23 protein-coding genes and 2 pseudogenes are annotated in these 25545 nt (G+C 72.1%); 8 read left to right on the top strand and 17 right to left on the bottom strand.

All coding sequences use genetic code 11. The annotated features are described in order from the left end of the window. Positions 1–24: 24 nt before the first annotated feature. The 3 genes from ET495_RS11745 to ET495_RS11755 are packed head-to-tail and all read left to right on the top strand — an operon-like array spanning position 25 to position 2433. The gene (locus ET495_RS11745) at positions 25–882 is read left to right on the top strand and encodes a DUF4097 family beta strand repeat-containing protein (RefSeq protein WP_129204960.1); all 858 of its coding nucleotides are present in this window, start codon (positions 25–27) and stop codon (positions 880–882) included. 23 nt (positions 883–905) lie between these two features. Next, positions 906–1676 (top strand): ABC transporter ATP-binding protein, encoded by a 771-nt coding sequence (locus ET495_RS11750; RefSeq protein ID WP_129204961.1) that lies wholly within the window; start codon positions 906–908, stop codon positions 1674–1676. After that, the gene (locus ET495_RS11755; RefSeq protein ID WP_129204962.1) at positions 1666–2433 is read left to right on the top strand and encodes an ABC transporter permease; all 768 of its coding nucleotides are present in this window, start codon (positions 1666–1668) and stop codon (positions 2431–2433) included. Before ET495_RS11750 ends, ET495_RS11755 begins: the two co-directional genes overlap by 11 nt. 36 nt (positions 2434–2469) lie before the next feature. On the opposite strand, the gene ET495_RS11760 is transcribed toward ET495_RS11755, so the two are convergent. The 4 genes from ET495_RS11760 to ET495_RS11775 all read right to left on the bottom strand — a co-directional run bounded on the left by ET495_RS11760 (position 2470) and on the right by ET495_RS11775 (position 7423). After that, positions 2470–3426 carry a phosphoribosylaminoimidazolesuccinocarboxamide synthase gene (locus ET495_RS11760; protein WP_129204963.1) on the bottom strand — a complete coding sequence of 319 codons (957 nt, stop codon included), beginning with the start codon at positions 3424–3426 and terminating at the stop codon, positions 2470–2472. A 52-nt stretch (positions 3427–3478) separates the two neighbouring features. Beyond that, entirely contained in the window at positions 3479–4789 is a 1311-nt protein-coding gene (gene purD, locus ET495_RS11765; protein WP_129204964.1) for a phosphoribosylamine--glycine ligase, read from the bottom strand. Positions 4790–4880: 91 nt separating this feature from the next. Next, on the bottom strand, positions 4881–5918 hold the full coding sequence (adhP, locus tag ET495_RS11770; protein ID WP_129204965.1) for an alcohol dehydrogenase AdhP: 1038 nt from the start codon (positions 5916–5918) through the stop codon (positions 4881–4883). 212 nt (positions 5919–6130) lie between these two features. Then, positions 6131–7423 (bottom strand): adenylosuccinate synthase, encoded by a 1293-nt coding sequence (locus tag ET495_RS11775; RefSeq protein WP_129204966.1) that lies wholly within the window; start codon positions 7421–7423, stop codon positions 6131–6133. Positions 7424–7555: 132 nt separating this feature from the next. Between ET495_RS11775 and ET495_RS11780 the strand changes: the two genes are divergently transcribed. Beyond that, a complete protein-coding gene (locus tag ET495_RS11780; RefSeq protein WP_129204967.1) occupies positions 7556–7966 on the top strand; it encodes an STAS domain-containing protein in 411 nt (136 codons plus the stop codon). A 25-nt stretch (positions 7967–7991) separates the two neighbouring features. Here the strand turns inward: ET495_RS11780 and ET495_RS11785 are convergent, their stop codons facing one another. The 7 genes from ET495_RS11785 to ET495_RS11815 form a co-directional block, all read right to left on the bottom strand. Next, positions 7992–8822, bottom strand: coding sequence for a class C sortase (locus ET495_RS11785; RefSeq protein ID WP_129204968.1), 831 nt, complete (start codon positions 8820–8822; stop codon positions 7992–7994). Between the two features lie 149 nt (positions 8823–8971). Continuing rightward, the gene (locus ET495_RS11790) at positions 8972–9136 is read right to left on the bottom strand and encodes an LPXTG cell wall anchor domain-containing protein (RefSeq protein WP_129204969.1); all 165 of its coding nucleotides are present in this window, start codon (positions 9134–9136) and stop codon (positions 8972–8974) included. Then, positions 9133–10488: a SpaH/EbpB family LPXTG-anchored major pilin gene (locus ET495_RS11795; RefSeq protein ID WP_129204970.1), complete on the bottom strand. Its 1356-nt coding sequence runs from the start codon at positions 10486–10488 to the stop codon at positions 9133–9135. The genes ET495_RS11790 and ET495_RS11795 overlap by 4 nt, the downstream gene beginning before the upstream one ends. 100 nt (positions 10489–10588) lie before the next feature. Beyond that, on the bottom strand, positions 10589–11341 hold the full coding sequence (locus ET495_RS11800; RefSeq protein WP_129204971.1) for a hypothetical protein: 753 nt from the start codon (positions 11339–11341) through the stop codon (positions 10589–10591). Positions 11342–11344: 3 nt separating this feature from the next. Continuing rightward, complete coding sequence (locus ET495_RS11805) at positions 11345–11887, bottom strand: MucBP domain-containing protein (RefSeq protein ID WP_162616462.1); 543 nt, start codon at positions 11885–11887, stop codon at positions 11345–11347. Continuing rightward, entirely contained in the window at positions 11884–14724 is a 2841-nt protein-coding gene (locus ET495_RS11810) for a DUF7507 domain-containing protein (protein ID WP_162616463.1), read from the bottom strand. Before ET495_RS11810 ends, ET495_RS11805 begins: the two co-directional genes overlap by 4 nt. A gap of 458 nt (positions 14725–15182) precedes the next feature. Then, positions 15183–17411 carry a SpoIIE family protein phosphatase gene (locus tag ET495_RS11815; protein WP_129204974.1) on the bottom strand — a complete coding sequence of 743 codons (2229 nt, stop codon included), beginning with the start codon at positions 17409–17411 and terminating at the stop codon, positions 15183–15185. 306 nt (positions 17412–17717) lie between these two features. Here ET495_RS11815 and ET495_RS18805 point away from each other — a divergent pair, with 306 nt between their 5' ends. Continuing rightward, positions 17718–17912, top strand: coding sequence for an STAS domain-containing protein (locus tag ET495_RS18805; RefSeq protein ID WP_245993453.1), 195 nt, complete (start codon positions 17718–17720; stop codon positions 17910–17912). Positions 17913–17993: 81 nt separating this feature from the next. Here the strand turns inward: ET495_RS18805 and fbaA are convergent, their stop codons facing one another. The 4 genes and pseudogenes from fbaA to purT all read right to left on the bottom strand — a co-directional run. Then, positions 17994–19016, bottom strand: coding sequence for a class II fructose-bisphosphate aldolase (gene fbaA, locus ET495_RS11825; RefSeq protein ID WP_129204975.1), 1023 nt, complete (start codon positions 19014–19016; stop codon positions 17994–17996). Positions 19017–19237: 221 nt separating this feature from the next. Beyond that, complete coding sequence (locus ET495_RS11830; protein WP_129204976.1) at positions 19238–19894, bottom strand: TrmH family RNA methyltransferase; 657 nt, start codon at positions 19892–19894, stop codon at positions 19238–19240. After that, positions 19887–20258 (bottom strand): ATP-grasp domain-containing protein, encoded by a 372-nt coding sequence (locus tag ET495_RS19420; protein ID WP_425471234.1) that lies wholly within the window; start codon positions 20256–20258, stop codon positions 19887–19889. The genes ET495_RS11830 and ET495_RS19420 overlap by 8 nt, the downstream gene beginning before the upstream one ends. Next, positions 20241–21256 (bottom strand): annotated as a pseudogene (purT, locus tag ET495_RS11835) (formate-dependent phosphoribosylglycinamide formyltransferase); the annotation flags it as partial. The pseudogene purT and the gene ET495_RS19420, both read right to left, overlap by 18 nt. Between purT and ET495_RS11840 the strand changes: the two are divergent. Continuing rightward, complete coding sequence (locus ET495_RS11840; RefSeq protein WP_129204977.1) at positions 21186–21962, top strand: VTT domain-containing protein; 777 nt, start codon at positions 21186–21188, stop codon at positions 21960–21962. The pseudogene purT and the gene ET495_RS11840 sit on opposite strands and share 71 nt — an antisense overlap. 72 nt (positions 21963–22034) lie before the next feature. Next, positions 22035–22808 (top strand): HAD-IIA family hydrolase, encoded by a 774-nt coding sequence (locus ET495_RS11845; RefSeq protein ID WP_129204978.1) that lies wholly within the window; start codon positions 22035–22037, stop codon positions 22806–22808. 214 nt (positions 22809–23022) lie between these two features. On the opposite strand, the gene pyrE is transcribed toward ET495_RS11845, so the two are convergent. Beyond that, a complete protein-coding gene (gene pyrE, locus ET495_RS11850; RefSeq protein ID WP_129204979.1) occupies positions 23023–23601 on the bottom strand; it encodes an orotate phosphoribosyltransferase in 579 nt (192 codons plus the stop codon). 34 nt (positions 23602–23635) lie between these two features. Here pyrE and ET495_RS11855 point away from each other — a divergent pair. Next, positions 23636–24687 (top strand): annotated as a pseudogene (locus ET495_RS11855) (magnesium and cobalt transport protein CorA). A gap of 10 nt (positions 24688–24697) precedes the next feature. Here ET495_RS11855 and ET495_RS11860 read toward each other — a convergent pair. Next, on the bottom strand, positions 24698–25471 hold the full coding sequence (locus ET495_RS11860) for an SDR family NAD(P)-dependent oxidoreductase (RefSeq protein WP_129204980.1): 774 nt from the start codon (positions 25469–25471) through the stop codon (positions 24698–24700). Positions 25472–25545: the final 74 nt, after the last annotated feature.

The following is a 25545-nucleotide window of genomic DNA, read 5'->3' on the forward strand; positions in this document are numbered from 1 at the left end:
ACCCCCTCGTCCCTGGAGCCCGACATGCCCACCTTCCCCGCACCCGCCCCCGTGCCCGTCGTCGTCGACGTCCCGTTCGGCGCCCTGCACGTCGTCGCCGGCGAGCGCGACGACGTCGTCGTCACCGTGCTGCCCGCCGACCCGGGCAGGTCCGGCTCGGTGCGCGCCGCCGAGGACACGCGCGTGACCCGTGACGGGGACGCCGTCACGATCGTCTACCCGAGCCAGTGGAAGCAGTGGGTCCTGCCGTTCGCGGCCGGCGGCGCGCACGTGACCGTCGAGGTGCCCGCGGGCTCGGACCTGCGCGGACGGGCCGGCTCGCTCCTCGCGGAGGGCCGGCTCGGCGAGGTCGACCTCGCGCTCAACGGCGGCGACGCCCGCCTCGACGAGGCGACCCGGCTCGACCTGCGCGTCTCGGCCGGCAGCGTCGTCGTCGGGCGCGTCACCGGGCGCGCGAACGTCAAGGCGAGCGCCGGGTCGGTCCGCATCGGGCAGGTCGCCGGGGACGGCACCGTGCGCGCGAGCAACGGCACCACCACGGTGGGCGCCGTCGTCGGGACGCTCGACGTCGCCGGGGCGCACGCCGACGTCGTCGTCGGCACGGTGCGCGGCACCCTCACGGCCCGCACCGCGCACGCCGGCATCCGCGTCGGCAGCGTCGACACCGGCGAGGTCACGCTCACGTCGTCGTACGGGACGATCGAGATCGGCGTCCCCGCAGGCGTGGCGGCCTGGCTCGACGTGTCGTCCGAGCACGGCTCCGTGCACCACCAGCTCACGCCCGCCGACGGCCCGGCCGACGGCGACGCCACCGCCACGGTCCGCGCGTCGACCGGGTACGGCGACGTCATCGTGCGCCGCCCCGAGCACCTCCCCGCCTGAGCCGGCACGAGAAGGCCACCACCATGCCTGCCCCAGCCATCCAGGTCACCGACCTGCGCGTGTCGTTCGGCGCGAACGACGTGCTGCGCGGCGTCAGCTTCGACGTCGCACGCGGCGAGATCTTCGCCCTGCTCGGCGCCAACGGCGCCGGCAAGACCACCACGATCAACGTCCTGTCGACGTTGCTGCCCGCCGGCGGCGGCCACGCCGTCGTCGCCGGGCACGACGTCGCCGGCGACCCGGCCGGCGTGCGCCGCGCCATCTCCCTGACGGGCCAGTTCGCGGCCGTCGACGAGATCCTCACCGGGCGCGAGAACGTCGAGCTCGTCGCCACCCTGCGCCGCGAGCGCGCGCCACGGCAGGTCGCCACCGACCTGCTGGCCCGCTTCGGCTTGGCCGACGCCGCCGACCGGCGCGCCGGGACGTACTCGGGCGGCATGAAGCGCCGCCTCGACATCGCGATGAGCCTCGTCGGCGCACCCGAGGTCGTCGTCCTCGACGAGCCGACCACGGGCCTCGACCCCGCGGGGCGCCTCGAGGTGTGGCGCAGGGTCACCGAGCTCGCCGACGGCGGCACCACGATCCTGCTGACCACGCAGCACCTCGACGAGGCGGAGGCCCTGGCCGGTCGCATCGCCATCCTGCACGACGGCGTCATCATCGCCGAGGGCACGCTCGCCGAGCTCAAGGCGCTGTTCCCGCCCGCGACCGTCGAGTACGTCGAGAAGCAGCCGAGCCTCGAGGAGATCTTCCTCGCCATCACCGGCACGAAGGAAGGTCGAGATGTTTCATGACACCTGCGCCCTGACCGGGCGCCTCATGAAGCAGATCCTGCGCAGCCCCGACACCGTCATCACGGTGGCCGTCACCCCGCTGGCCCTGTTCCTGCTGTTCCGGTACGTGTTCGGCGGGGCGATCGGCGGCACGGGGAACTACACCACCTACCTGCTGCCCGGCATCCTGCTCATCACGGTCGCGTCCGGCGTCGCCTACACGGCCCTGCGCCTGTACGACGACCGGACGAAGGGCATCAACGCCCGGCTGGCGACCCTGCCGATCGCCCGCTCGGCCGTCCTGTGGTCGCACGTGATCACGTCGGTCGTCTCCACCCTCGTCACCGCGGCCGTCGTCGTCGGCGCCGCGTTCGCGATGGGGCTGCGCCCGCACGCCTCGCCGCTCGGCTGGCTCGGGTTCGTCGGCGTGCTCACGCTCTTCACGCTCGCGCTGACCTGGCTGGCCGTCATCCCCGGACTGACGGCCCGCTCGGTCGAGGGCGCGTCGGCGTTCTCCTACCCGCTGATCTTCCTGCCGTTCCTGTCGTCGGCGTTCGTGCCGACGCAGACGATGCCCGGCCCGGTGCGCTGGTTCGCGGAGCACCAGCCGGCGACGTCGGTCGTCGAGTCGATGCGTGCCCTGATCGAGGGCGAGCCGGCCGGCACCGCCCTGTGGACGGCCCTGGCCTGGATGCTGGCCCTCACCGCGCTCGCCTCCGTGGTCGCCGTGCGCACCGCCGCCCGCCCGGCGGTGCGCGCGGGCGGCCGGGCAGGCTGACGGGTCGCACGCGGCCGCAGGCCGGGGCCCGGCCGGTCAGGCGAGCGGGGCTCCCGTGAGCCTCTCGTAGGCGTCGAGGTAGCGCTCGCGCGTGCGGGCCACGACGTCGGCGGGCAGGGGCGGCGGGGGCGTGTCGCTCGCCCTGTCCCAGCCCGACGCCGGCGACGTCAGCCAGTCGCGCAGGTACTGCTTGTCGAAGCTCGGCTGGGCGCGGCCCGGCTCCCACTCGTCGGCCGGCCAGAACCGCGACGAGTCAGGGGTCAGCACCTCGTCGCCCAGCACGACGGCACCCGACCCGGGGTCGACGCCGAACTCCAGCTTGGTGTCGGCCAGGATGACGCCCCGCTCTCGCGCGATCTGCTCGGCGCGCGAGTAGACGGCCAGCGTCAGGTCGCGCAGCCTGGTCGCAGCGGCCTCCCCGAGCGTGCCGACGACGGCCGAGAACGGCACGTTCTCGTCGTGCTCGCCCACCTCGGCCTTGGTCGCGGGCGTGAAGATCGGCTCGGGCAGGCGCGACCCGTCCACCAGCCCCTCGGGCAGCGCGATCCCCGTGACCGACCCCGAGACGCGGTACTCCGCGAGCCCCGAGCCGGTCAGGTACCCGCGCGCCACGCACTCGACGGGGTACATCCGCAGGCGCTTGCAGATCATCGCGCGGCCGGCGAAGACGTCGGGCACCAGGCCGTCGAACGGCTCGGCGCTCGGCGCGACCGAGACCACATGGTGGGGCACCAGGTCGGCGAGCTGCTCGAACCACCACAGGCTGAGCTGGGTGAGCACCACGCCCTTGTCGGGGATGCCGGGGCTGAGCACATGGTCGTAGGCGCTCACCCGGTCGGAGGCGACGACGAGCACGACGTCACCCAGCGGGTGCGCCCCGCCGAGGGCCGGCAGGTCGGGCTCGTACAGGTCGCGCACCTTGCCCGAGTAGACGTGCCGCCAGCCGGGAAGGTCGAGCGGGCCACCAGCGAAGGCGTCGTAGGTGTCGGTCACGCGGCCTAGTGTCGCACCCGATGCGCCCGGCGACGTCGCCCGCGTCGCGTCCTCACGGCGACGTGACGGTGATCTCTCCCCGCGCGGCCTTGAGCGCGATGTCCGTGCGGTGCTGCGACCCGTGCAGGCCGATCCACGCGACGGCGTCGTACGCGCGATCGCGCGCCTCGTCGAGCGTCGCACCCTCCGCGACGACCGACAGCACGCGCCCGCCGGCCGCGACGAGCGCCCCGTCCTGCGCGTGCGCCGTCCCGGCGTGCAGCACGTGGACGCCCTCGAGCGCCTCGGCGTCGACGATGCCCGTGATGGGGTCGCCCGTGCGGACCGTGCCGGGGTAGCCGTCCGCGGCGACGACCACGTTGACCACCGGCGACGGCGACCAGCGCAGCGGCGGCAGGTCGCCCAGCGACCCGGTCGCGGCGGCGAGCAGCACCGCCGACAGCGGCGTGCGCAGGCGCGTCAGCACCACCTGCGTCTCGGGGTCCCCGAACCGCGCGTTGAACTCGACCACCCGCGTGCCGCGCGAGGTCAGCGCCAGGCCCACGTAGAGCACGCCCGCGAACGGGGTGCCGCGCCGGGCCATCTCGTCGATCGTCGGCTGCGCGATGCGCTCCACGACCTCGTCGACCAGCCCGCCGGGCGCCCAGTCGAGCGGCGAGTAGGCGCCCATGCCGCCCGTGTTGGGCCCCTCGTCGCCGTCGAAGATCCGCTTGAAGTCCTGGGCCGGCGCCAGCGGGACGACGGCGGCGCCGTCGGAGATCACGAACAGCGACACCTCAGGGCCGTCGAGGTACTCCTCGACCACCACGCAGGGCTCCGTGCCGTCCGCGCGTGCCGCGAGCGCCGCACGCGCGTGGTCGAGCGCCGCGTCGCGGTCGCCGGTCACGACGACGCCCTTGCCCGCGGCGAGGCCGTCGTCCTTGACGACGTACGGGGCGCCGAACGCGTCGAGCGCGGCGGCGACCTCGTCGACCGTCGCGCACACGTGGGCCATCGCCGTCGGGACTCCGGCGGCCGCCATGACGTCCTTGGCGAACGACTTGGAGCCTTCGAGGCGGGCCGCGGCGGCCGTCGGCCCGAAGACGGCGATGCCCGCGGCCGCGACGGCGTCGGCGACCCCGGCGACGAGCGGCGCCTCGGGGCCGACGACGACGAGGTCGGCGCCGAGCGAGCGCGCGAGCGCGGTGACGGCGGCGCCGTCGTTCTGGTCGACGGCGTGCAGCGTGGCCTCACGCGCGATACCGGGGTTGCCGGGGGCGGCGTGCAGCTCGTGCGCGGCGCCGCCCGCGGGCCCGGTCTCCGCGGCGAGGGCGTGGACGATGGCGTGCTCGCGGGCTCCGGTCCCGACGACGAGGATTCTCACGGGTCGCAGTCTACGGAGGCCCCGCAACGCGCACGGCGGGTGGCCGGGGACGAACCCCGGCCACCCGCCGTGCGGGGGGATGTACCGACCGTCAGTGGCCCATGTCCATGACGATGCGGCCGTCGATCTTCGCGGCGATCATGTCGTCGAAGATCTCGTTGACCTCGGCGAGCGGCTGGACCTTGTAGGTCGGCTTGATGAGGCCGCGCGCGAAGAAGTCGATCGCCTCCTCCATGTCCTTGCGGGTGCCGACGAGCGAACCGCGGATCGTCAGGCCGAAGAGGACGGTGGAGAAGATGTCGAGCGGGAACGCCTCCGGCGGCAGGCCCACCAGCGAGACGGTGCCGCCCGAGCGCAGGGCGCCGACGGCGAGCGGGAACGCCTTGCCGTTGACGGCGGTGACGAGGCCACCGTGGACGCCACCACCGGTGGCCTCCTTGATCTTGGCGTCGAGGTTGTCGCCCTCGGTGATCGCGTTGAACGTGAGCTCGGCGCCGTGCTTGCGGGCCAGCTCGGACTTCGCGTCGTCGACGTCGACGGTCGCGACGCGCATGCCCATCGCGACGGCGTACTGCACGGCGATGTGGCCGAGGCCGCCGACGCCCGAGATGAGGACCCACTCGCCCGGCTTGACCTCGGACTCCTTGAGGCCCTTGTAGACGGTGACGCCGGCGCAGAGGATGGGCGCGACGGCGGCGAGGTCGACGGTCTTGGGGATGCGGGGCGCGAACTTGGCGTCGACGACCATGTACTGGCCGAACGAGCCGTCCTTGGTGTAGCCGCCGTACTGGGCGTTGGGGCAGAGCGTCTCGCGGCCCGTCTGGCACCACTCGCAGTGGCCGCAGGCGCTCCACAGCCAGGCGTTGCCGGCCCAGTCGCCGACCTGGAGCTCGGTCACGCCCTCGCCGACGGCGACGACCTCACCGGCACCCTCGTGACCCGGGATGAACGGAGGAGTCGGCTTGACCGGCCAGTCACCATGCGCAGCGTGCAGGTCGGTGTGGCACACGCCCGAGTAGAGCGTCTTGATGAGGACTTCGCCAGGACCCGGTGTGGGGATGGGCAGGTCCTGGATCTCGAGCGGAGCCTGGAACTGGGTGACGACAGCAGCCTTCATGGTTTCCGTCATTGAATGTTCTCCTTCGAACCGGAGGCCGGCACCGGGGGTGTGGTGCCGCCGGACCTCTGTTGTCAGAGTCGCACCGCGCGGGCGCGGCTCGGTCAGGAACGGCGCGTACCGACCAAGCGTCTGGCGCATCGCCGCAAACCTTCCCAGGCCCACCCTGTCCGCCTCCCGGCCCTTTCGCACCCCGGGACGGACCCGGGGTGCGAAGAGGCACGTCAGCGCGGGTGGATGAGGTCGTGCACCGGCACGATCTCGTCGCGTCGCGGACCCACGCCGACGGCGGAGATGCGCGTCCCCGACACGTCCTCGAGGTAGCGGAGGTAGCGCTGCGCGTTCTGCGGCAGGTCGTCGAGGGTGCGGGCACCCGAGATGTCCTCCCGCCACCCCGGCAGCTCCTCGTAGATCGGCGTGGCGTGGTGGAAGGCGCTCTGGTCGTCGGGCATCTCGTCGAAGCGCTCGCCGTCGACGTCGTAGGCGACGCACACGGGCACCTTGTCGAGGCCCGTGAGCACGTCGAGCTTGGTGACCACGAGGTCCGTCAGGCCGTTGACGCGCGAGGCGTAGCGCGCGATGACGGCGTCGTACCAGCCCGTGCGGCGGGCGCGTCCGGTGGTCACGCCGTACTCGCCGCCCGTCTTGCGCAGGTACTCGCCCGCGTCGTCGAACAGCTCGGTGGGGAACGGGCCCTCGCCGACGCGCGTGGTGTACGCCTTGATGACGCCGATGACGGAGTCGATGCGCGTGGGGCCGATGCCCGACCCCGTCACCGCGCCGCCCGCGGTCGCCGACGACGACGTCACGAACGGGTAGGTGCCGTGGTCGATGTCGAGCATGGTGGCCTGGCCGGCCTCGAACAGGAGCGTCTTGCCCGCGTCGAGCGCCTGGTTGAGCGCGAGCGGGGTGTTGGCGACCATCGGCTTGAGCCGTTCGGCGTACGCCAGCAGCTCGTCGGTGACGGCGTCGATGTCGACCGCACGGCGGTTGTACACCTTGACCAGCAGGTGGTTCTTCTGGTTGAGCGAGCCCTCGACCTTCTCGCGCAGGATCTTCGGGTCGAACAGGTCCGCGACCCGGATGCCGACGCGGTTGATCTTGTCGGCGTACGCCGGGCCGATGCCGCGCCCGGTGGTGCCGATGCGGCGCTTGCCGAGGAACCGCTCGGTCACCTTGTCGAGCGTGCGGTGGAAGCTCGTGATGACGTGCGCCTGGCTGCTGACGAGCAGCCGCGAGACGTCGACGCCGCGCGAGATGAGCGCGTCGAGCTCCTCGAACAGCACCTCGATGTCGATGACGACGCCGTTGCCGATCACGGGCACGACGCCCGGCGAGAGGATGCCCGACGGCAGCAGGTGCAGGGCGTACTTCTCGTCCCCGATGACCACCGTGTGACCGGCGTTGTTGCCGCCGTTGAACTTGACCACGTAGTCGACGCGGGACCCGAGCAGGTCTGTTGCCTTGCCCTTGCCCTCATCGCCCCACTGTGCACCGACGAGCACGACCGCTGGCATGGGGGATCCTCTCCCTTGGTGTGAACGAGGCCGCGGTTCGCTCCAGGCGCAAGCCGCCGGGGCGCCGGGCCGGTGGGCAGTTTACCCGTGGTTGACCATCAGGCCGTGGTGAAGTGACGTACTCTCGGCACCATGATCGAGATCGCGACGTCGTCCACGACGACGACCCTCGTGATCACCGGCGACCTCGACCTCGCCGAGCGCGACCAGTTCCCCGAGATCGCCTCCCGCGTGGTGGGCCTGCGCCGCCAGCTCCTGGTCATCGACATGTGCCACGTCCGGTTCATGGACTCCACGGGCGCCGCGTTCCTCATCTCGCTCGCCGACTCCGGCCGCAAGCGCGGCGGCGCCACCGTGCTGCGCGGGGCCGACGAACGCAGCCTGTTCGTGCTCGAGGTGTGCGGGGCGCTCGACATGTTCCGCGTGGACACCGAGCACAACTGCGAGGGGTCGTCCGCCCGCGCCGCGTTCCCCCGGCCCGTGCCCGCCATCGCCGAGCCGAGCCCGCAGGCGCTCCCGCTGCGCCCGCGCCCGCAGACGTGACGCTGCGCCGCACCTCACGCTCCGGCTACTGCGGCGGCGCGGTGCCGTCGCGCCGCCGAGGCGGCATCAGCACCAGCCACGTCAGCCCGGCCGCGCCGACCGTCGCACCACCCCAGATCACCGCCCACCAGGGGAACCCCGGCGCAGGGTTGACGTGCGACAGGTCCTGCAGGGCCTCCGCCGGCGGATCGCCGCGCACGCCGCGCACCAGCAGCCGGTCGCTGTTGACACCGATCGGGGTGCAGGTCACCAGCGTCACGTAGTCCTTGCCGGGAACGGTCTCGACGGCGTCCACGGCCTGCGGCTCGACGACGCGGATGTCGTCCACCACGTAGTACAGGACCTCACCGGCGGCGCTGACCGAGAACCAGTCGCCGACCTGCACGTCCTCGAGCCGAGTGAACAGATCGGCCTCGGGGAGCCCGGAGTGCGAGGCGAGCACCGCGTGCCCCTCACCACCCACCGGCAGGGACGAGCCATACCAGTGGCCGACACCTCGCGACAGGCTCGCATCGGTCGTGTCGCGGTACACCGGCAGCGACACGTCGATCGCCGGGATGCTCACCCACCCGATGGAGTCAGCGCCCAGGTGGGACACGGCGGCGTCGTAGCGCGCCCGTCCCGCCGCGGACTCGGGGACGACCCGGCCGGCAGCAAGGTCGGCGTTGTACGCGCGCGCCTCGGCAAGAGCCGCCCGGAGCTCCGCGGGCGAACGACCCGCCGTCGTGCGCGCCGACGCCTCGTACACCCCGGCCACCGACCGGGCGAAGAACCAGTCGGACGTTGCGTGATACTGCAGCAGGCCCGCGGACAGCGCCGCCAGCACGGCGACGACGCACGTCCCGACGACCTGCATCCTCCGGGCCCTCGACGGGCCGCCGGCCGTGCGGCGTCCGGCTCTGCCTCGCGATGTCACCGCGCCTCCTCTCGGCCGTCGCTCAGACCGCCACGTCGGCGGCGACCCGGTGGCCGGGTCGCCGCCGACGTGGCGAGGTCAGGACGGGATCAGCCCACGACCGACTGGCGGCGCCTGACCACGACCACCATGACCGCGGCACCCGCGGCGACGACCAGGCCCAGCACCGTGAAGACCATGACGCCCGTGCCGCCGGTGAACGGCAGGGTGAACCCGCCGTGCTTCTTGACGTCCTTCACGAGAACCGACGTCACGTTGGTGGCGCTCTCGTTGTCCGCGACGGAGAACGCGATGGGGTCGGGCTCAGCTCGTACCCCACCGGCGCCTTGACCTCGACCAGGAGGTACGCGCCGACGGCCAGGCCGTCGATCGACACGACGCCGTCGGCGTTCGTCGTCCACGTGCTGACGGGGTTCAGGAGGCCGTCGTCGGTGGCGTCGATCGCGACCGGCGTGGTGAGGCCGGCGTCGGACGCCTGGTAGACCCGGAACGACGCTCCGCCGAGCAGCGTCGACGCGCTCGCGGCGTCGACCTTGGTGAGATGGGCGCCGCCGACGACAGTCTCGACAGCGTTGGTCGGCACGGGCAGGTTCACCGCGTCGTCGTCGTCGTCGGTAGGATCCGCCAGTTCGCCCATCCCGCTCTTGACCTGGGCGGAGGGGACGAACTGGGCCGCGTTGACGATGTCGCCCGACGCGAGGACGCGAGCCTTGAAGGTCACGGTGACCTGGGTGGCATCGACAAGCTTGGCAAGACCCGCGTCATCCAGCTCGACGACGAGGACGCCGTCGCGGTCGGTGACCGTGTAGTCGTCGCTGGTGAGCGCGGTTCCGTCGGACACGACCTTGATGCCCTCGGTCGCCTCGGGGTTGAGCCTGACCTCGTCGTAGTCGTCGACGAACGCGAACGCCGTCGGGGCGACCCTCTCGCCGTCCAGCCCCACGTTCTGCGGGACCTTGCCCGTGATGGTGTAGGTGAGGTCCTCGCCGATGTTGGCCGTCTCCTTGTTGACCGTCTTGGTCGCCTCGACCGAGTCGTTCTTCGGGTAGGCGTACACGTCGGTCAGCCAGGTGCCGGTGCCGGCCGGGTCGGTCATCGGCAGGGTGACGAGGAACGGCACCGACGGGACGACGCCCGCGGGCGTGCGCGTCTCCGTGACGACGTAGACGCCCGGCGCCAGGTCATCCTTGACAGCCCAGCCGTCGTCGCCCGTGGGGCCCGCGACGACCGCCGGCCCGGGAGTGCCGGACGCGAGCAGCGACGCTGCGGTGCCGCCAAGGTCCTGGAACTGCGCGAGCAGGGTCCAGCCGCCCGGGGTGGTCAGATCCAGGGTGCCGTTCGCCGGATCGGCGTCCGTGTCGGTGATCGGTGTGATGGTGAACTCGACGCCCGGAATCGGGCCGTCCGGGTCCGTGGCGAGCTTCAGTCCGTCGCTCGAGGTCCCGGCGGCCGGGGTGGCGCCCTTGAAGAGGTGCAGGGTGCCCTTCGCGGTGGGGTCGATCGTCGGGGCGGCGATCGCGGGTGCGGCCACGCCGAACCCGCCGATGCCGAGGGTCAGGGCCAGGGCGGCGATCAGCCGCACGCCCTTCGATGTCGCAGTGCCCATCGGTGTCAGCCTTCTGTCGTCGGTGCGGGCCCGGGCACCTGGGGCCCGGGTGGTCTCTGAAGTCGTGCCGGCCGTGCCAGGCCAGGACAGGTCGCCTTGATCACCTGCCACCCCCTGAGGGAGAGGCGCCGTTCTCGGCGCGCCCCCGACGGGAACGCGAGGCCAGCAGGAACACGACGCCTCCCGCGACGAGCGCGACGGCCACGGCGGCCGGCAGCAGGCTCGTCCCGGTCCGTGGCAGGGCGCCGACCACCTGGGCGAGCGGCCCTGGCGCCTTCGGCGACGGGGACGGGGGAGCCACGGCGCCTGGCTCGCCGTTCTTGGGCTCGGCCGTCACGTCGTAGGCCCACTGGCCCGCGCCGTCGAGCGCGGCCCGGTCCCACGTCGGCAGCATCACCAGGAAGGGCACCGACGCCGTCGCGCCGGCAGCGCCGCTGCCGGACTCCACGACGTAGTAGAGGCCAGGCACGAGCCCGCGGAAGACGGCGTCGCCGTCCGTGCCGACCGGAGCCGTCACCGGACCGGACAGCGTCATCCGTGCGATGTCGCCGGCCTTCAGCGCGGCAGCGGCGGCGTAGCCGGCCGCGGTGCCCAGGTCGACCTGCGCACCGCCGGGCCCGGCCAGCACCCGCGTCGCCGTGTAGGCCTCGGCGCCGGCGACCGCAGCACCCGCAGGGTCCGCACGGTGCTTGTGCACGGTCAACGTCACCGGCTCGCTCAGGTCCGGCGGGGTGTACCTCTCGGCGGCGCTCGCCGCGGGTGCGAGCGCCACGAGGGCGAGCAGCATCGTCAGCGCGACGCCGATGCGGTTCCGCGCGCGGCGGAAACGACGAGCAGTGCAGATCCCGGACACGGGTCACACCTCCTTGGTGAGGGCGAGCTGGCGCCGCCGGACGGCCCAGGCGGCGCTCGCGCCACCCACCGCCACGAGCAGACCGAGCAGCACCTGATCGCGAGTGCCTGCGCCGCCGCTCATCGGCAGGCGAGGATCGGTGACGGGCACGTACACGTAGGTGACTTCGACGCCGTCGTCGTCCACGGTGCCGGCCGGGGTGTCCCCGGTCTGATCCCACAGGACGTAGCCGGGGAACGTCGGAGGCCCGGACTTGCCGAAGTAGGAGTCGTACCCGGAACCGACGTCCTGGGTCGTCTTCGACGACTCGCGGAGGGGGTCTCCGTTGGAGTCCACCCAGTTCACGACGACATCGGCCCGGGGCTTCTCGTTGGTGACCACCAGCTCGCCGTCGGTGTCGCCGGCGTCGCCGACGGTGACCAGGGCGGCACCGGTCTGCGCGGACTCGACGTTCGCGACGATCGACGCGACGCCGTCTGCACCCACCGCGACCTCGAAGTCATCCGGCAGCGGGTTGTAGCCCGTCGGGGTCCGGGTCTCCCTCACCCGGTAGGTTCCCGGCTCGATGCCCGCCGCGGTGAAGACGCCAGGAACCTTCTCCCCTGGTCGTCGACCTTGTTCGTCAGCGGCACCACGGTCTCCGGGTCACCGGTCACGAGGGCGAACCCAGCGCCGTCGAGGGGATGGCCGGCCGAGTCCACCTTGTTCAGTTCGAACGCCTTGAGAACCACGGCGTCCTCGTTCGGCTCGAGGATCCCGTCGACGTCCACGTTCTCCGGGCCGTTGACGTACCGTCCCGCGGTCTCACCGATGACGTGCACGAGCACGATCTGCTCGGCCTCGCCCGCGGCGAACGAGCCCGTCACGGTGATCTGACGGCCTGAGTCGGCGACGGCGATCCGCACCGCGCCACCGTTCACGGTGGTCACCGCGGAGCCGCCGTACCCGGCCTCCCGACCGTTCACGGTCGGCACGAAGGACGTGTCCACGGTCAGCCCGTCGGGGAGGTGATCGGTGAACTCGTACGTCCCCGCCGCCAGGGCGTCGCCATTGCTCATCGTGAACGTGAGCGGGACGGAGGTGCCGGTCAGCGCCGTCTCCGGCGCGAAGTCCTTGGTCAGCATCGGCAGGCCCGGCACGGTCGCCGTGTCGGTGGCCGAGACGCTCTCGTCGTGAGGTCGCGGCCCGTCCGCGGTGTTCTCCGTCCAGGTGCCGGTGCCCGTCGCGGTAGCGGTGTTGACCACCGAACCGCCGGACGACACCTTCTCCACGTCCGCCTGCGTCGTCGTGTAGGTGCCGGTGCAGGTCATGGACTCGCCTGGGGCAAGGTCGGTCTTCGGGCAGACGGGTGCGCCGGCGTCGGGCGGAGCCGGGAGCATGGCGTCCTCGACCGTCACGTCCCTCAACGTGATGTTGCCCTTGTTGGTGACGACGAACGTGTAGGGGATCTCCTGGCCCGCCTCGGTCACGTTGGCGACCGTGGTCGACTTCTCCAGGCCGATCGCCGGGTCGGGCCCGAAGTCCACCGCGACATCGGCGCTGTCGGACGCCGTCAGAGGTGGCGATACCACCTCCTTGCCGTCGTAGTCGTGCCACGTGAACTCCACCGAGGTGCTCGCGGTGTTGGTCAGCACCCCGCCGTCGCCGATCGCCGCCGCCTCGTCGCCGGTCAGCGTGCGCTTGCCGGTGCACGTCACCGACTCGCCCGGGGCGAGCGTGTGCCCGATGCCGGCGGCGTAGGCGACCGCGTAACGCTGCGCGTCGGTGCCGACCCCGTCCACGGTGTGGGTCAGCGGCGTGCCGTCACCGGCCGTGCACGCGACGTCCGTCAGCGGCATCGGGTCGGCGATCAGGACGTCGTCGCTCGCCGCGGCGACGTTGCCGCTGTTCTTCACCGTCACCGAGTAGGTGAACGGCTCGTCGGCGCGCACGGTCTGCGCGTCCACCGTCTTGTCGATGGACACGCCAGGAGCCGGCACCGCGTCGTCGAGCGTGGTCGAACCCGGCTCGTACAGACCCCACGTGGTCACGTTGTCGGCGTCGTTCGTGTAGGTGCCCTTGGCGGTGGCGCGCACCGGGACGGTCACCGTGACCGCCTTCTCGCCGCTCTTGAGGTCACCCTCGACCGTGATGCGGCCCCCGTCGGCAACCACCGACACGTGCTCGCCGCCGCTGGTGGTGATTTCTCCCTGGTCGAGGTCCACCACGAGGCCGTCCGGCAGCGAGTCGGTGAAGGTCCACCCCGCCTTGGCGAGCAGGTCGGAGGTGTTCGTGACGGTGAACGTCAGCGTCGTCGCCTCACCGGCGACGACGCTGTTCGGGGAGAACGACTTGTCGAGGCGCGGCGTCACGTCCTTGATCACCGGGTTGTCGATCGCGCCGTCGTTGCCGATCGTCGCCAGCGAGTTGTTCGTCAGCTGGAACCCGAGTTCGACGTTGGACTGGTCCTTGGTCCCGACCTGGTAGGCCGTGGTCGCCGGAATGCTCACGACGGCGACCGGGCTGACATACGCCTGGAGGTTGGCCGGGTTTCTGCTGCCCGGACCAGAGGTGTCCGCGTTGTCGTTGACCGCTGCGGGGCGATCGATCGCGAGCGGGTCCTTCAACAGGTCGACAGGAACGAGAGTGACCGTCGGGTCGGTGAACGGATCGACTCCCTCCGGCGAGGTGACCTCCATCGGGTCACCGTCGACGACGAGGTACATGTGGTACTCCGGGTCGGTGCGGCTCTGATCCGCCGACGCCGGGTGCATCGCGGCGACATCGGCACCGACGACGTAGTAGTGCCCGGCCGTCCCGGACAGCGTCTTGGCCGTCGAGAGCATGGTCGGACCAGAGGGCTCGCCGTCGTACTTCCCGTTCGTCTCCATGGCGAGAACGCCGTTGCTCACCGGGTCCACCGCGCCCGCCCCCGTGCCGTACCGGCCCAGGACGTAGGCGAGGTAGCGCAGGAAGTACCAGGACGAACGCATCTGGCCGTTCTGGAAGTCGACCTTCTTGCCGGACCCGTCGTTGTAGTCACGGCCGCCTTCGCTGGTGCATCCGGTGTCGGCCACAGGGTTGTCCTTGGTCGGGCTGAGGGTCGCGGCCGACAGCACCCATCCGTTGCACAGGTTCGCGTCGGCCGAGAAGAACGGGTCGGCCGTGTAGTGAAGGGCGCCGTCCGCACCCGCGCCGACGTACTCGTCGATCGGCACCGCAGCGCTCGGGATCGACGACGGTCGCTGGAAGTCCTCGCTCCACACCAGCACGGGCTCGGCAGGGCTGCCCGGGGACAAGCCCGTCCCCGCGGCGGAGGGCGTGTCCACGGCGTAGGCCGCCGTCAGCACGCCCGACGGCGCACCGACCGCGGCAGCGGCGAGCGGTAGCAGAGCCACCGCCATCGCCGTCAACCCCGCACCGACGCGCGACCGCCGGGTCGCGGCGCATCGAACTCTGGCCTGGTCGGACATCGTGCCGCACGCCCTCTCTTGTCGCTGACCACGTCCATCTCGCGCGGAACACGGTGAGTGCCGCGGTGCGAAATGGGCGAATGTTCGTTATCGCAAACGATTGTCCACATCGGCGGCAGAGGGTGACGCTTCCTGATCCCCGACTGACACACCGCGATCAGGCAACCTCCGGGTTTGCCCGAGGCAGGCCCGGTTCTCGGGCTCGCCCAGGAGGCGGCGGCCCGGGAGCACCGACCGCACGAGCGCGACCGGGCGACGGCGCGAACCCGCGCCATCGGTCAGGGGCGAACGACGACGCCCGACGCCCACGGCGGGCGCGAAGGCCGACGCCCGACGGCGGCATGAAGGCCGGCACGCCGCGCTGCGGGCCGTCCTGCTCGTGCCCTCGGCTACCGCACGGCGAGCGACGACGTCGGCTGCTTGAGCCGCGCCCAGACGAGCTTGCCCGAACCCGCGGGACGCCAGCCCCAGTCCGCGAGCCGCTCGACGATCTGCATGCCGAACCCGCCCACGCGGTTGGGGTGCCCGTCGGTGGTCACGGGCGGCGCCGGGTTGGCGTCCTCGACCTCGATGCGCAGACCGTCACCGGTGTCGAACAGGCGCAGCGCGATGTGCCCCCACCCGTGCAGCACGCCGTTCGCGACGAGCTCCGACACCACGAGCTCGGCCGACGCCGACTCGGGCAGCCCCCATGCCTGGCACGAGCGCACCACGGCATGGCGGGCGCGCGCGATCGACGCGGGCTCGCTGGGCAGCACCCACCGCCGCGAACGCGGGCTGAGCGCAGGCGTCGACGCATCGGCCACCGGGTCGGGCAGCCGCACGACGACGATGGCGACGTCGTCCTCGGGCGCGTCGGCCAGACGCGAGAGCAGCTCCTCGCCGACCCCGGCGGCGTCGCGCGCGGTGATGCGCGCCGACGTCTCGACCAGCGCGTCCAGGCCCGTCTTGAGCGAGCGGTCGCGGCGCTCGATCAGACCGTCGGTGTAGAAGAGCAGCACGTCGCCCGGGAACAGCACCTCGTGGGCGGTCCGGCGCTCGGTGAACCCGAAGCCGACGAGCGATCCCCCGCTGCTCGCGAGCTGCCGCACCTCGCCGTCGCGCAGCAGGAGCGGCGGCAGGTGCCCGGCACGCGTGTACTCCATGTCCCACGACTCGTCGGCACGCACCTCACCCGGAACGTCGCTGGTCTCGTCGGTGCGCCGCCGCAGCGTCGCGTACACGAGGCTCGCCGAGCGCGGGATGCGCATGCCCTGCACGAGCGTGTCCACACGGTCGAGCACGACGCCCGGCGTCGTGAGCTCGTACGCGTACGAGCGCACCACCGAGCGGAGCTGACCCATCGCGGCGGCGGCCTCGACGTCGTGCCCGACGACGTCGCCGATCACCAGGCCGACGGTCGAGCCGTCGATGTCGAGCACGTCGTACCAGTCGCCGCCCACCTGGGCGTGCTCGGCGTTGGGCGCGTAGTACGTCCACACGTCGAGCCCGGTGACGTCGGCCTGCTCGGGCAGCATCGCGCGCTGCAGCGCCTCCGCGAGGTGGTGCTCCCGCGCGTACAGGCGCGCGTTGTCGATCGCCGTCCCGGCGCGCCGGGCGACGACCTCGACGACCGTGCGGATGTCGTCGGGCTCGCCCAGCGCCTCGCCGGCCGCGCCCTGGGCGCCGGCCTGGTCGCCGTTCCACGTGACCAGCAGCCCCAGGACCTGGCGGCGCCCGCCCACGGCATGCACGACGACGGAGCCGGGCCGCACCCCGGTCTCCTCCAGCACCCGCCGCACCAGGTCGCGGCGCAGCCATCCCGACGCCGAGTACGGCGGGTAGGCGACGTCCAGGCGCACGAGCACCGGCCCGTCGACCAGGCCGTCGAGCAGATCCTGCACCGCGTCGATCGACTCCAGCCCTGCCGCCGGCAAGGTCTCGTCGACGGGTTCCGGTTCGGAGCCGTCGACGTAGCGCGCATGCCGGCGTCCGCGGCCACCCGGCGGGGCGGCCATGTCGATCCCCTCGGCATACAGCAGGCCGTCGTCGTTGAGGTAGAACGCGGCCCACGGGACGACCGAGCGCAGCAGCTCGGCGATGTCGCGCAGCGCGTGCGGGTACTCCAGGTCGCCGAGCAGCTCGGTGGTCTGGGCGATGAGGTCGAGATCGGCGCGCTGACGACGTTCGACGGCGAGCGTCTGGAGCTGTGCCGAGCGCTCGTCGACGTATGCGGAGACGTCGACGCTCACACCGAAGAAGTGCGTGGTCGCACCCGAAGCGTCCCGCCGGGGCGTGAAGGTGACGTGCGACCAGTACGTGGTCCCGTCAGCCCTGAGGCACTGCAGCGTGAAGGTGCCGCCCTCCCCCGCGACGAGCGCCGGGACCGCCAGCATCCCCTCGGCCGGGTCGGCCAGCACGCGTTCGAGCGGGCCGATCGACGCGCGCCCCAGCGCCGTCGGCGGCGCGCTGGCGCCCGCCGTGACGCCCGTCTTCTGGGCGAACGCCTCGTTGACCCACAACAGGGGCATACCCTGCTCGTACGAGCCGGTGAGGAACACGCACAACGACGTCCCCTCGATCAGCTCCGCAAGCAGATCCGGGGACGGCAGGGGGTGCTGACGGTCGGCCTCCGCCATTCATCCTCCGCCCTCGTGATACGTGTCAAGACAGATAGTGTCCCTGCTGGTCACTTAACCGTAGTGTGGTCCCCGACGGCACGCGAGGCCGGGACTCGAAAGGAGCACCGTGCGGGACACATCGGACCCCGAGTCCGCCATGCTCGGCAGGACGGGCGAGCGCGACGGCCTACCTGAGCTCGGCGACCCAGCAAGCGTCCACCTCATCGTGGGCGCCTCCCGGGCCCGGATCGTCCTGTCGGGCGAGATCGACGCCGACATCGGCCCGAGCTGGGCGAGGCGACGGCCGAGGCCGAGGCCACCGGCCTGCCCGTCGAGATCGACGCCCACCACATCACGTTCATGGACTCCTCAGGCGTCGCGTTCCTCGCACGCCTCGGGTCGCGGATGCCGCACAAGGTCCGCATCCTGCGCGCACCCCCCACGGTCAAGTTCCTGCTCGAGGTCACCCGCATCGGCGAGCTCCTGGAGATCGTCGACGAGGACGAGGGCCTGGACTGAACCGCCCAGCACCTGCACGACGCGTGAGGCCCCCACCCGGAACCGGGTGGGGGCCTCACGCGTCTCGCGTGCTGACGCAGGTCAGCGCATCTTGTTGCCGGCCGAGCGCAGCTGCTGGCTCGCCTCGATGATGCGCTGGGCCATGCCGGCCTCGGCAGCCTTGTACCAGGCGCGCGGGTCGTAGGCCTTCTTGTTGCCGACCTCGCCGTCGACCTTCAGGACGCCGTCGTAGTTCTTGAAGAAGTGGTCGGCCACCGGGCGCGAGTACGCGTACTGCGTGTCGGTGTCGATGTTCATCTTGATGACGCCGTTGTCGACCGCCTCGGCGATCTCCTCGGCCGTCGAGCCCGAGCCACCGTGGAACACGAGGTCGAACGGGTTGGCCTTGCCGATCTCGTCACCGACGGCCTTCTGGATGTCCGCGAGGATCGACGGGCGCAGCTTGACGGCACCCGGCTTGTACACGCCGTGCACGTTGCCGAAGGTCAGGGCCGTCAGGTAGCGGCCCTTCTCGCCGGCGCCGAGGGCGCGGACGGTCGCGAGGCCGTCCTCGGCCGTCGTGTAGAGCTTCTCGTTGATCTCCGCGACGTGGCCGTCCTCCTCGCCACCGACGACGCCGACCTCGATCTCGAGGATGGTGCGCGCGGCCTGCGAGAGCTCGAGCAGCTCGGCGGCGATGACGAGGTTCTCCTCCAGCGGGATGTCCGAGCCGTCGAACATGTGCGACTGGAACGTGGGGGCGAGGCCCTTCTTGACCTGCTCGGCCTCGAGCGCCAGGAGCGGGCGGACCCACGAGTCCAGGTTCTTCTTGACGCAGTGGTCGGTGTGGAGCGCGATGTTCACCGAGTAGTTCTTGGCAACCTCGGCTGCGTATGCGGCCAGGGCGAGCGAACCGGTGATGCGGTCCTTGATGGTCGAACCCGACGCGTACTCGGCGCCGCCCACGGAGACCTGGATGATGCCGTCCGACTCGGCCTCCGCGAAGCCCTGGATGGCGGCAGTGACGGTCGAGGACGACGTGATGTTGACCGCAGGGTAGGCGAACTTGCCAGCCTTCGCCCGGTCGATCATCTCGGCGTAGACCTCAGGGGTTGCGATGGGCATCGTTGATACTCCAAGCAGACAGTTGGGGATGTTCCCCGGCATCCTCCCACGCATGTGGCCTGACCGTCATGCGGACGGCCGCGCGCAACCGCTGCAACGTCGCTGCAGGGACTGCCCCGCCGTCTGGTCGTCGGTTCGTGGTCTGGTCGTCGGACAGATGCGACGACCAGACCACGAACCGACGACCAGACCGCCGAGGTCTTGGTCAGCGCGGGCCTTGGTCAGCGCGGGGGGTGGTGGTGGGACCAGGCGTACATCGCGATCGCGGCGGCCGCGCCCGCGTTCAGCGAGCGGGTCGAACCGTACTGCGTGATGTGCACGACGACGTCGCACGCAGCCTGCATCGCGGGCGTCAGGCCGGTCGACTCCTGGCCCAGCACCAGCACGCAGCGCGGCGGCAGCGCATACCCCTCGACGGGCCGCGAACCCGGCACGTTGTCGACCCCGACCAGCGGAAGGCCCTCGGCCTCGGCCCACGCCGCGAGCGCCGCGGCGTCGGAGTGATGGTGGACGTGCAGGTAGCGGTCGGTCACCATCGCGCCGCGGCGGTTCCACCGTCGTCGGCCGACGATGTGGACCCCGGCGACGTTGTACGCGTTGGCGGTGCGCACCACCGAGCCGATGTTGAAGTCGTGCGCCCAGTTCTCGATCGCGACGTGCAGCACACGGGCGGGGTCGCGGCGGGCGTCGAGCTCCGCGGCGATCGCCGCGACCGACCAGTACCGGAACTCGTCGACGACGTTGCGCCGGTCGCCGTGCTCCAGCAGCTCGGGGTCCCACTGCGGCCCGTCGGGCCACTCCCCGAGCCACGGCCCGACGCCGACGGACTCGTCGTGCCCGCGCGAGTCCGTCGCGGCGGCGGAGGCGGGCTCAGACAAGGTCGACCCGCAGCGCCTGCGCGGCCTCGCGGGCCCGGGCGCGCGCCTGCTCGACGTCGGCGCCGCGAGCCAGCGTCACCGCGACCCGGCGGCGGCCGTCCACGCGCGGCTTGCCGAAGAGCCGCACCTGCGCCGTCGGGACGGCGAGCGCGTCGTCCACGCCGTGGAACACGGGCACCCCGCTGCCGTCGGCGAGCACCGCGCACGACGCGGCGGCCTGGTCCGCCCCGCCCACGGGCGACGGCGACGCGACGGGAAGCCCGAGCACGGCGCGCGCGTGCAGCGCGAACTCGCTGACGTCCTGGCCGGCGAGCGTGACCAGCCCCGTGTCGTGCGGGCGCGGGGACACCTCGGAGAACAGCACGTCGTCCCCGACGACGAACAGCTCGACGCCGAACAGCCCCAGCCGTCGAGAGCCTCGGTGACGCGGCCCGCGACGTGCTGCGCCCGCGCCAGCGCCTGCTCGCTCAGGGGCGCGGGCTGCCACGACTCGCGGTAGTCGCCGTCGACCTGGACGTGGCCCACGGGCGGGCAGAACGTGGTGACGGTCGTGCCGGTGGCGCGCGAGCGCACCGTGAGCAGGGTGATCTCGGAGTCGAAGTCGACGAACCCTTCGACGATGACGCGCACCGCGGCGCCCTCGGCGGCCGTCGCGCGCCCGCCGGTCTGCGCGTAGGTCCAGGCCCGCTCGACGTCGCCGGGGGTGCGCAGCACGGACTGGCCCTTGCCGGAGGACGACATGACGGGCTTGACCACGCACGGCAGGCCGACGGCGTCGACGGCGGTGCGCAGGTCGTCGAGCGTGTCGACGAACCGGTAGGGCGAGGTCGGCAGCCCGAGCTCCTCGGCGGCCAGGCGCCGGATGCCCTCACGGTCCATGGTCAGGCGGGTGGCACGCGCCGTCGGGACGACGCGCACGCCGTCGGCCTCGACGTCGGCCAGGACGTGCGTCGCGATCGCCTCGATCTCGGGGACGACGACGTCGGGCCGCTCGGCGTCGAGCACCTCGCGCAGGGCGGCGGCGTCGAGCATGTCGACGACGTGGCTGCGGTGCGCGACCTGCATCGCGGGCGCGTCGGGGTAGCGGTCGACGGCGACGACCTCGGCGCCCAGGCGCTGGAGCTCGATCGCGACCTCCTTGCCGAGCTCGCCCGCGCCGAGCAGCAGCACGCGCGTGGCGTGCGGGGACAACGGGGTTCCGAGGGTGCCGGGTGAGGACTTCGTGGAGGCCGGGCCGGGTCGGGTGAAACTCGTGCTCATAGGCGCATCCTTGCGCACTACCCTCGTCAGCATGCTGACGACCGCCCTCGTTGATGCGCTGCCCGCGCTCGGGCCGAGCTGGATGGACCCCTCGACACTCATCAACGGGTTCCTCGCCGACTACGGGAGCTGGGCCGTCCTCGCGATCGCCTGCGTGATCTTCATCGAGACGGGGCTGCTGTTCCCCATCCTGCCCGGCGACTCGCTGCTGTTCATGGCCGGTGCGTTCACCGCGCAGCACGCCATGACGCTGCCGCTGCCGGTGGTGATGCTGGTGCTGTTCGGCGCGGCCATGCTGGGCAACTCGACCGGGTACACGCTCGGGCGCGTGTTCGGCGCGAAGCTGTTCGACCGGCCCGACTCGCGCATCTTCAAACGCCGCTACATCGACCAGACGCAGCGGTACTTCGACACCTACGGCGGGCGCACCATCACGATCGCCCAGTTCGTTCCCATCGTGCGCACCTACGCGCCGGTCGCCTCGGGCATCGGGCGGATGCCGTTCCGGCACTTCATCTCGTTCAACGCGCTGGGTGCCGCGCTGTGGGCGGCGGGGATCACGCTGGTCGGGTACCTGCTGGGCAACATCGCGTTCGTCAAGGACCACGTCGAGGCGCTGGTGCTGCTCATCGTGCTCGTGTCGGTGGTGCCGATGGTCGTCGAGGTGCTGCGCGAGCGCCGCAAGCAGCTGCGGGTCGCCGACTCGATGGCCGCGGGTGCAGCGCGGGCGGCGTCGGCGGATGCGGCGCGGGCGACTGGGACCGCCGGAGGCGAGCCGGCGAGCGCCTCGGCCACGAGGAACCCCTGACTGGCAGGTACCTTCGACGACGACGCCGTGCCGCGGCGCGCACGCTGATCTGCGAGATGCTGGAGGACTCCGATGACCCGTCCGATCGAGTCGTGGCTCACCGACATGGACGGCGTCCTGGTCCACGAGGGCCACGCCATCCCGGGAGCCCCCGAGTTCATCACCGCGCTGCGTGACGCCGGACGCCCGTTCCTGGTGCTCACCAACAACTCGATCTTCACCGCGCGCGACCTGCGGGCGCGCCTGGCGACGGGCGGGATCGACCTGCCCGAGGAGTCGATCTGGACGTCGGCGCTGGCCACCGCCCAGTTCCTGCACGACCAGGTGCCGGGCGGCTCGGCGTACGCCATCGGCGAGGCCGGGCTGACGACGGCGCTGTACGAGGTGGGGTACACGCTCACCGAGTCCGACCCCGACTACGTGGTGCTGGGCGAGACGCGCACCTACTCGTTCGAGGCCATCACCAAGGCGATCCGGCTCATCCAGGGCGGGGCCCGGTTCATCGCCACCAACCCGGACACCACGGGTCCGTCGCTCGACGGCCCGCTGCCGGCCACGGGCGCCGTCGCCGCGCTCATCACGGCCGCCACGGGACGCTCCCCGTACTACGTGGGAAAACCGAACCCGGTGTTGTTCCGCTCCGCGCTCAACCGCATCGGCGCGCACTCCGAGACGACGGCGATGGTCGGCGACCGGATGGACACCGACGTCGTGGGCGGTCTGGAGGCCGGGCTGGAGACGTTCCTCGTCCTGACGGGCTCGACCACCCCGGACGAGGTGGAGACCTACCCGTTCCGCCCGTCCAGGGTGGTCAACTCGATCGCGGACCTGATCGCGCTGGCCTGACGCGGGCGTACCGGACGGTACTCACCAGCCCCGCTTGCCGCCGCGCGAGCCCCAGCACCGCCGACGACAAAGGTTCAGCCCCACCGCCCCACACCACGCCCGTGAGGGCGCCGCGCACCCATCCACAACCCAGGGCGGGAACGCGGTCGGCGGTACGGGTTTGTACAGGAGATGAGTCAGAACCTGTACGAACCCGTACCGCCGATCGGGTGTGTCACGCGAGGCCGACGTCAGCCAGCGAGAACAGCGGGTGGTAGGGGACGCCCAGGGCTTCGATCTTCTCGCCCGCTCCCGTGGCGCGGTCGACGATCGTCGCGACCGCCACGACCTCCGCGCCCGCCGCGCGGCACGCCTCGATCGCCGTGATGGGGCTGCCGCCCGTCGTCGTCGTGTCCTCGACGACGACGACGCGGCGGCCCGCGACGTCCGGGCCCTCGATCTGCCGCTGCATGCCGTGCGCCTTGGCCTCCTTGCGGACCACGAACGCGTCGAGGTCCTGCCCGCGCGAGGCCGCCGCGTGCAAGAGCGCGTCCGCGATGGGGTCGGCGCCGAGCGTCAGGCCACCCACGGCGTCGATCTCCGCGGTGCCGAAGCCGAGCTCCTCCAGGTGGTCGAGCATGACGTGGCCCACCAGCGGGGCCGCACGGTGGTGCAGGGTGATGCGGCGCAGGTCCACGTAGTAGTCGGCCTCCTTGCCGGAGGACAGCGTCACCTTGCCGTGGACGATCGCGAGCTCCTTGATGAGCTCCAGGAGCTGCTCGCGGGGGTTCGGAGAGAAGTCAGCGTTGGTCACGAGCACCAGGGTAAGCGCGGGTCATGATGACCTCGTGAGCATCACCGACAACGCGGTGTACGTCGACGGTCTCCGGGTCGGCAACCCGCCCAGCCTCGAGCAGACCCTGGAGACCATGCAGGCCTGCGGCGGCATCGGCTGGATCGACCTCCTGAGTCCCTCGCCCGACGAGATCCGCGCCGTGGCCGACGAGCTGAACCTGCACGAGCTCGCCGTCGACGACGCCGTCAACGCCCACCAGCGCAGCAAGCTCGAACGGTACGACGACGTGCTGTTCCTCGTGATGCACCCGGCCCGCTACCTGGACGGGCCCGAGCAGGTCGAGTTCGGGGAGCTGCACGTGTTCGTGGGGCCCACGTTCGTCGTGTCGGTGCGCCGCTCGCAGCTCCCGCGCGTCAGCCCCGTGCGCCAGGCGCTCGAGGCGCGGCCCGACCGGTTGCGGCTGGGCCCGCTCGCGATCCTGCACGCGCTGCTCGACCACGTCGTCGACGAGTACGGGCCCGTGGTCGCCGGGCTGGAGAACGACATCGACGAGATCGAGGACCAGCTCTTCAGCCGCGAACCCGACGTCTCACGGCGCATCTACGAGCTGTCGCGCGAGGTCATCGCGCTCCAGCGGGCCACGCGGCCGCTCGTGCAGATCGTCCGCACGCTGGAGACCGGGCGGGTGTTCGAGGAGACGCCCGGCTCGGGTGCCACCCCGCGGACGGCGCCGTCGACGTCGAGCTGCAGCGCGCGCTGCGTGACGTGCTCGACCACGCCATCCGGTACGCGAGCCGCGCCGACGAGTTCCGCGCCCTGCTCGACAACGCCCTCACCGTCCACGCGACCCTCGTGGCGCAGGAGCAGAACGACGAGATGCGGCGCATGTCGCAGGCGTCGCTCCAGCAGGCCGAGGCGGCGAAGAAGATCTCGTCGTGGGCCGCGATCTTCTTCGCCCCCACGCTCATCGCCGGGATCTACGGCATGAACTTCCACCACATGCCCGAGCTGGGGTGGCTGTTCGGCTACCCGTTCGCGCTCGCGCTCATGGTGGGGGCGGCGTTCGCCCTGTACCGCGTGTTCAGGCGCGTCGACTGGCTGTAGGCGGGCGGCCTCAGCGGTACTTGCCCACGGCGCGCACCACACCGCGCGGGGCGACGCGCAGCAGCGCCGACGCCGCCTTGTAGCGCAGCGACGGCGTCGACAGCACGACGCCGCGGCGCACGTCCGCGAGCGCGTCCGCGACCACGCGCGGCGCGTCGAGCCACGCGATCTCGGGCACCCCCGACATGTCGGCGTGCGCCCGCGCGTGGAACTCGGTGTGGGTGAGCCCCGGGGAGAGCACCGTCGCGGTCACGCCCGTGCCGCGCAGCTCGGACGCCAGGCCCTCGGTGAAGGACCGCACCCACGCCTTCGCCGCCGCGTAGGTGCCGCTCGCGGTGAGCGCCGCGACCGACCCGACGTTGAGGATCGCGCCCCGCCCGCGGTGCGTCATCTGCCCTGCGGCGGCGTGCGACAGCACCAGCACCGCCCGCACCATGAGGTCGAGGGCCTGGACCTCGACGTCCAGGTCGCCGCCCACGAACCGCTGGCTCGTGCCGAACCCGGCGTTGTTGACCAGCAGGCCGACGGGCCGGCGCGTCTCGCCCTCCTCCTCGCCCGTGACGGCCAGGCGTGCGGCGACGCGCGCGACGTCGTCCGGCACGGTGAGGTCGGCGACGACGACCTCGACCTCGACGCCCGCAGCCGCCCGCACCTGCGCGGCCAGGCTCTCCAGGCGGGCCTCGTCGCGCGCGACGACCACCAGATGATGCCTGGCCGTGGCGAGCTGCCAGGCGAACTCCAGTCCGAGGCCGGCGGTGGCGCCGGTGACGAGCGCGGTTCCCATGGCCCCACCCTAGGTCGCGCGCGGGCCGTCGCGCGCCCACCTGACGGCAGCGCGACGCCGGGCGGTGCCGCACG

The organism is Xylanimonas allomyrinae, assembly GCF_004135345.1.
Lineage (GTDB): Bacteria > Actinomycetota > Actinomycetes > Actinomycetales > Cellulomonadaceae > Xylanimonas > Xylanimonas allomyrinae.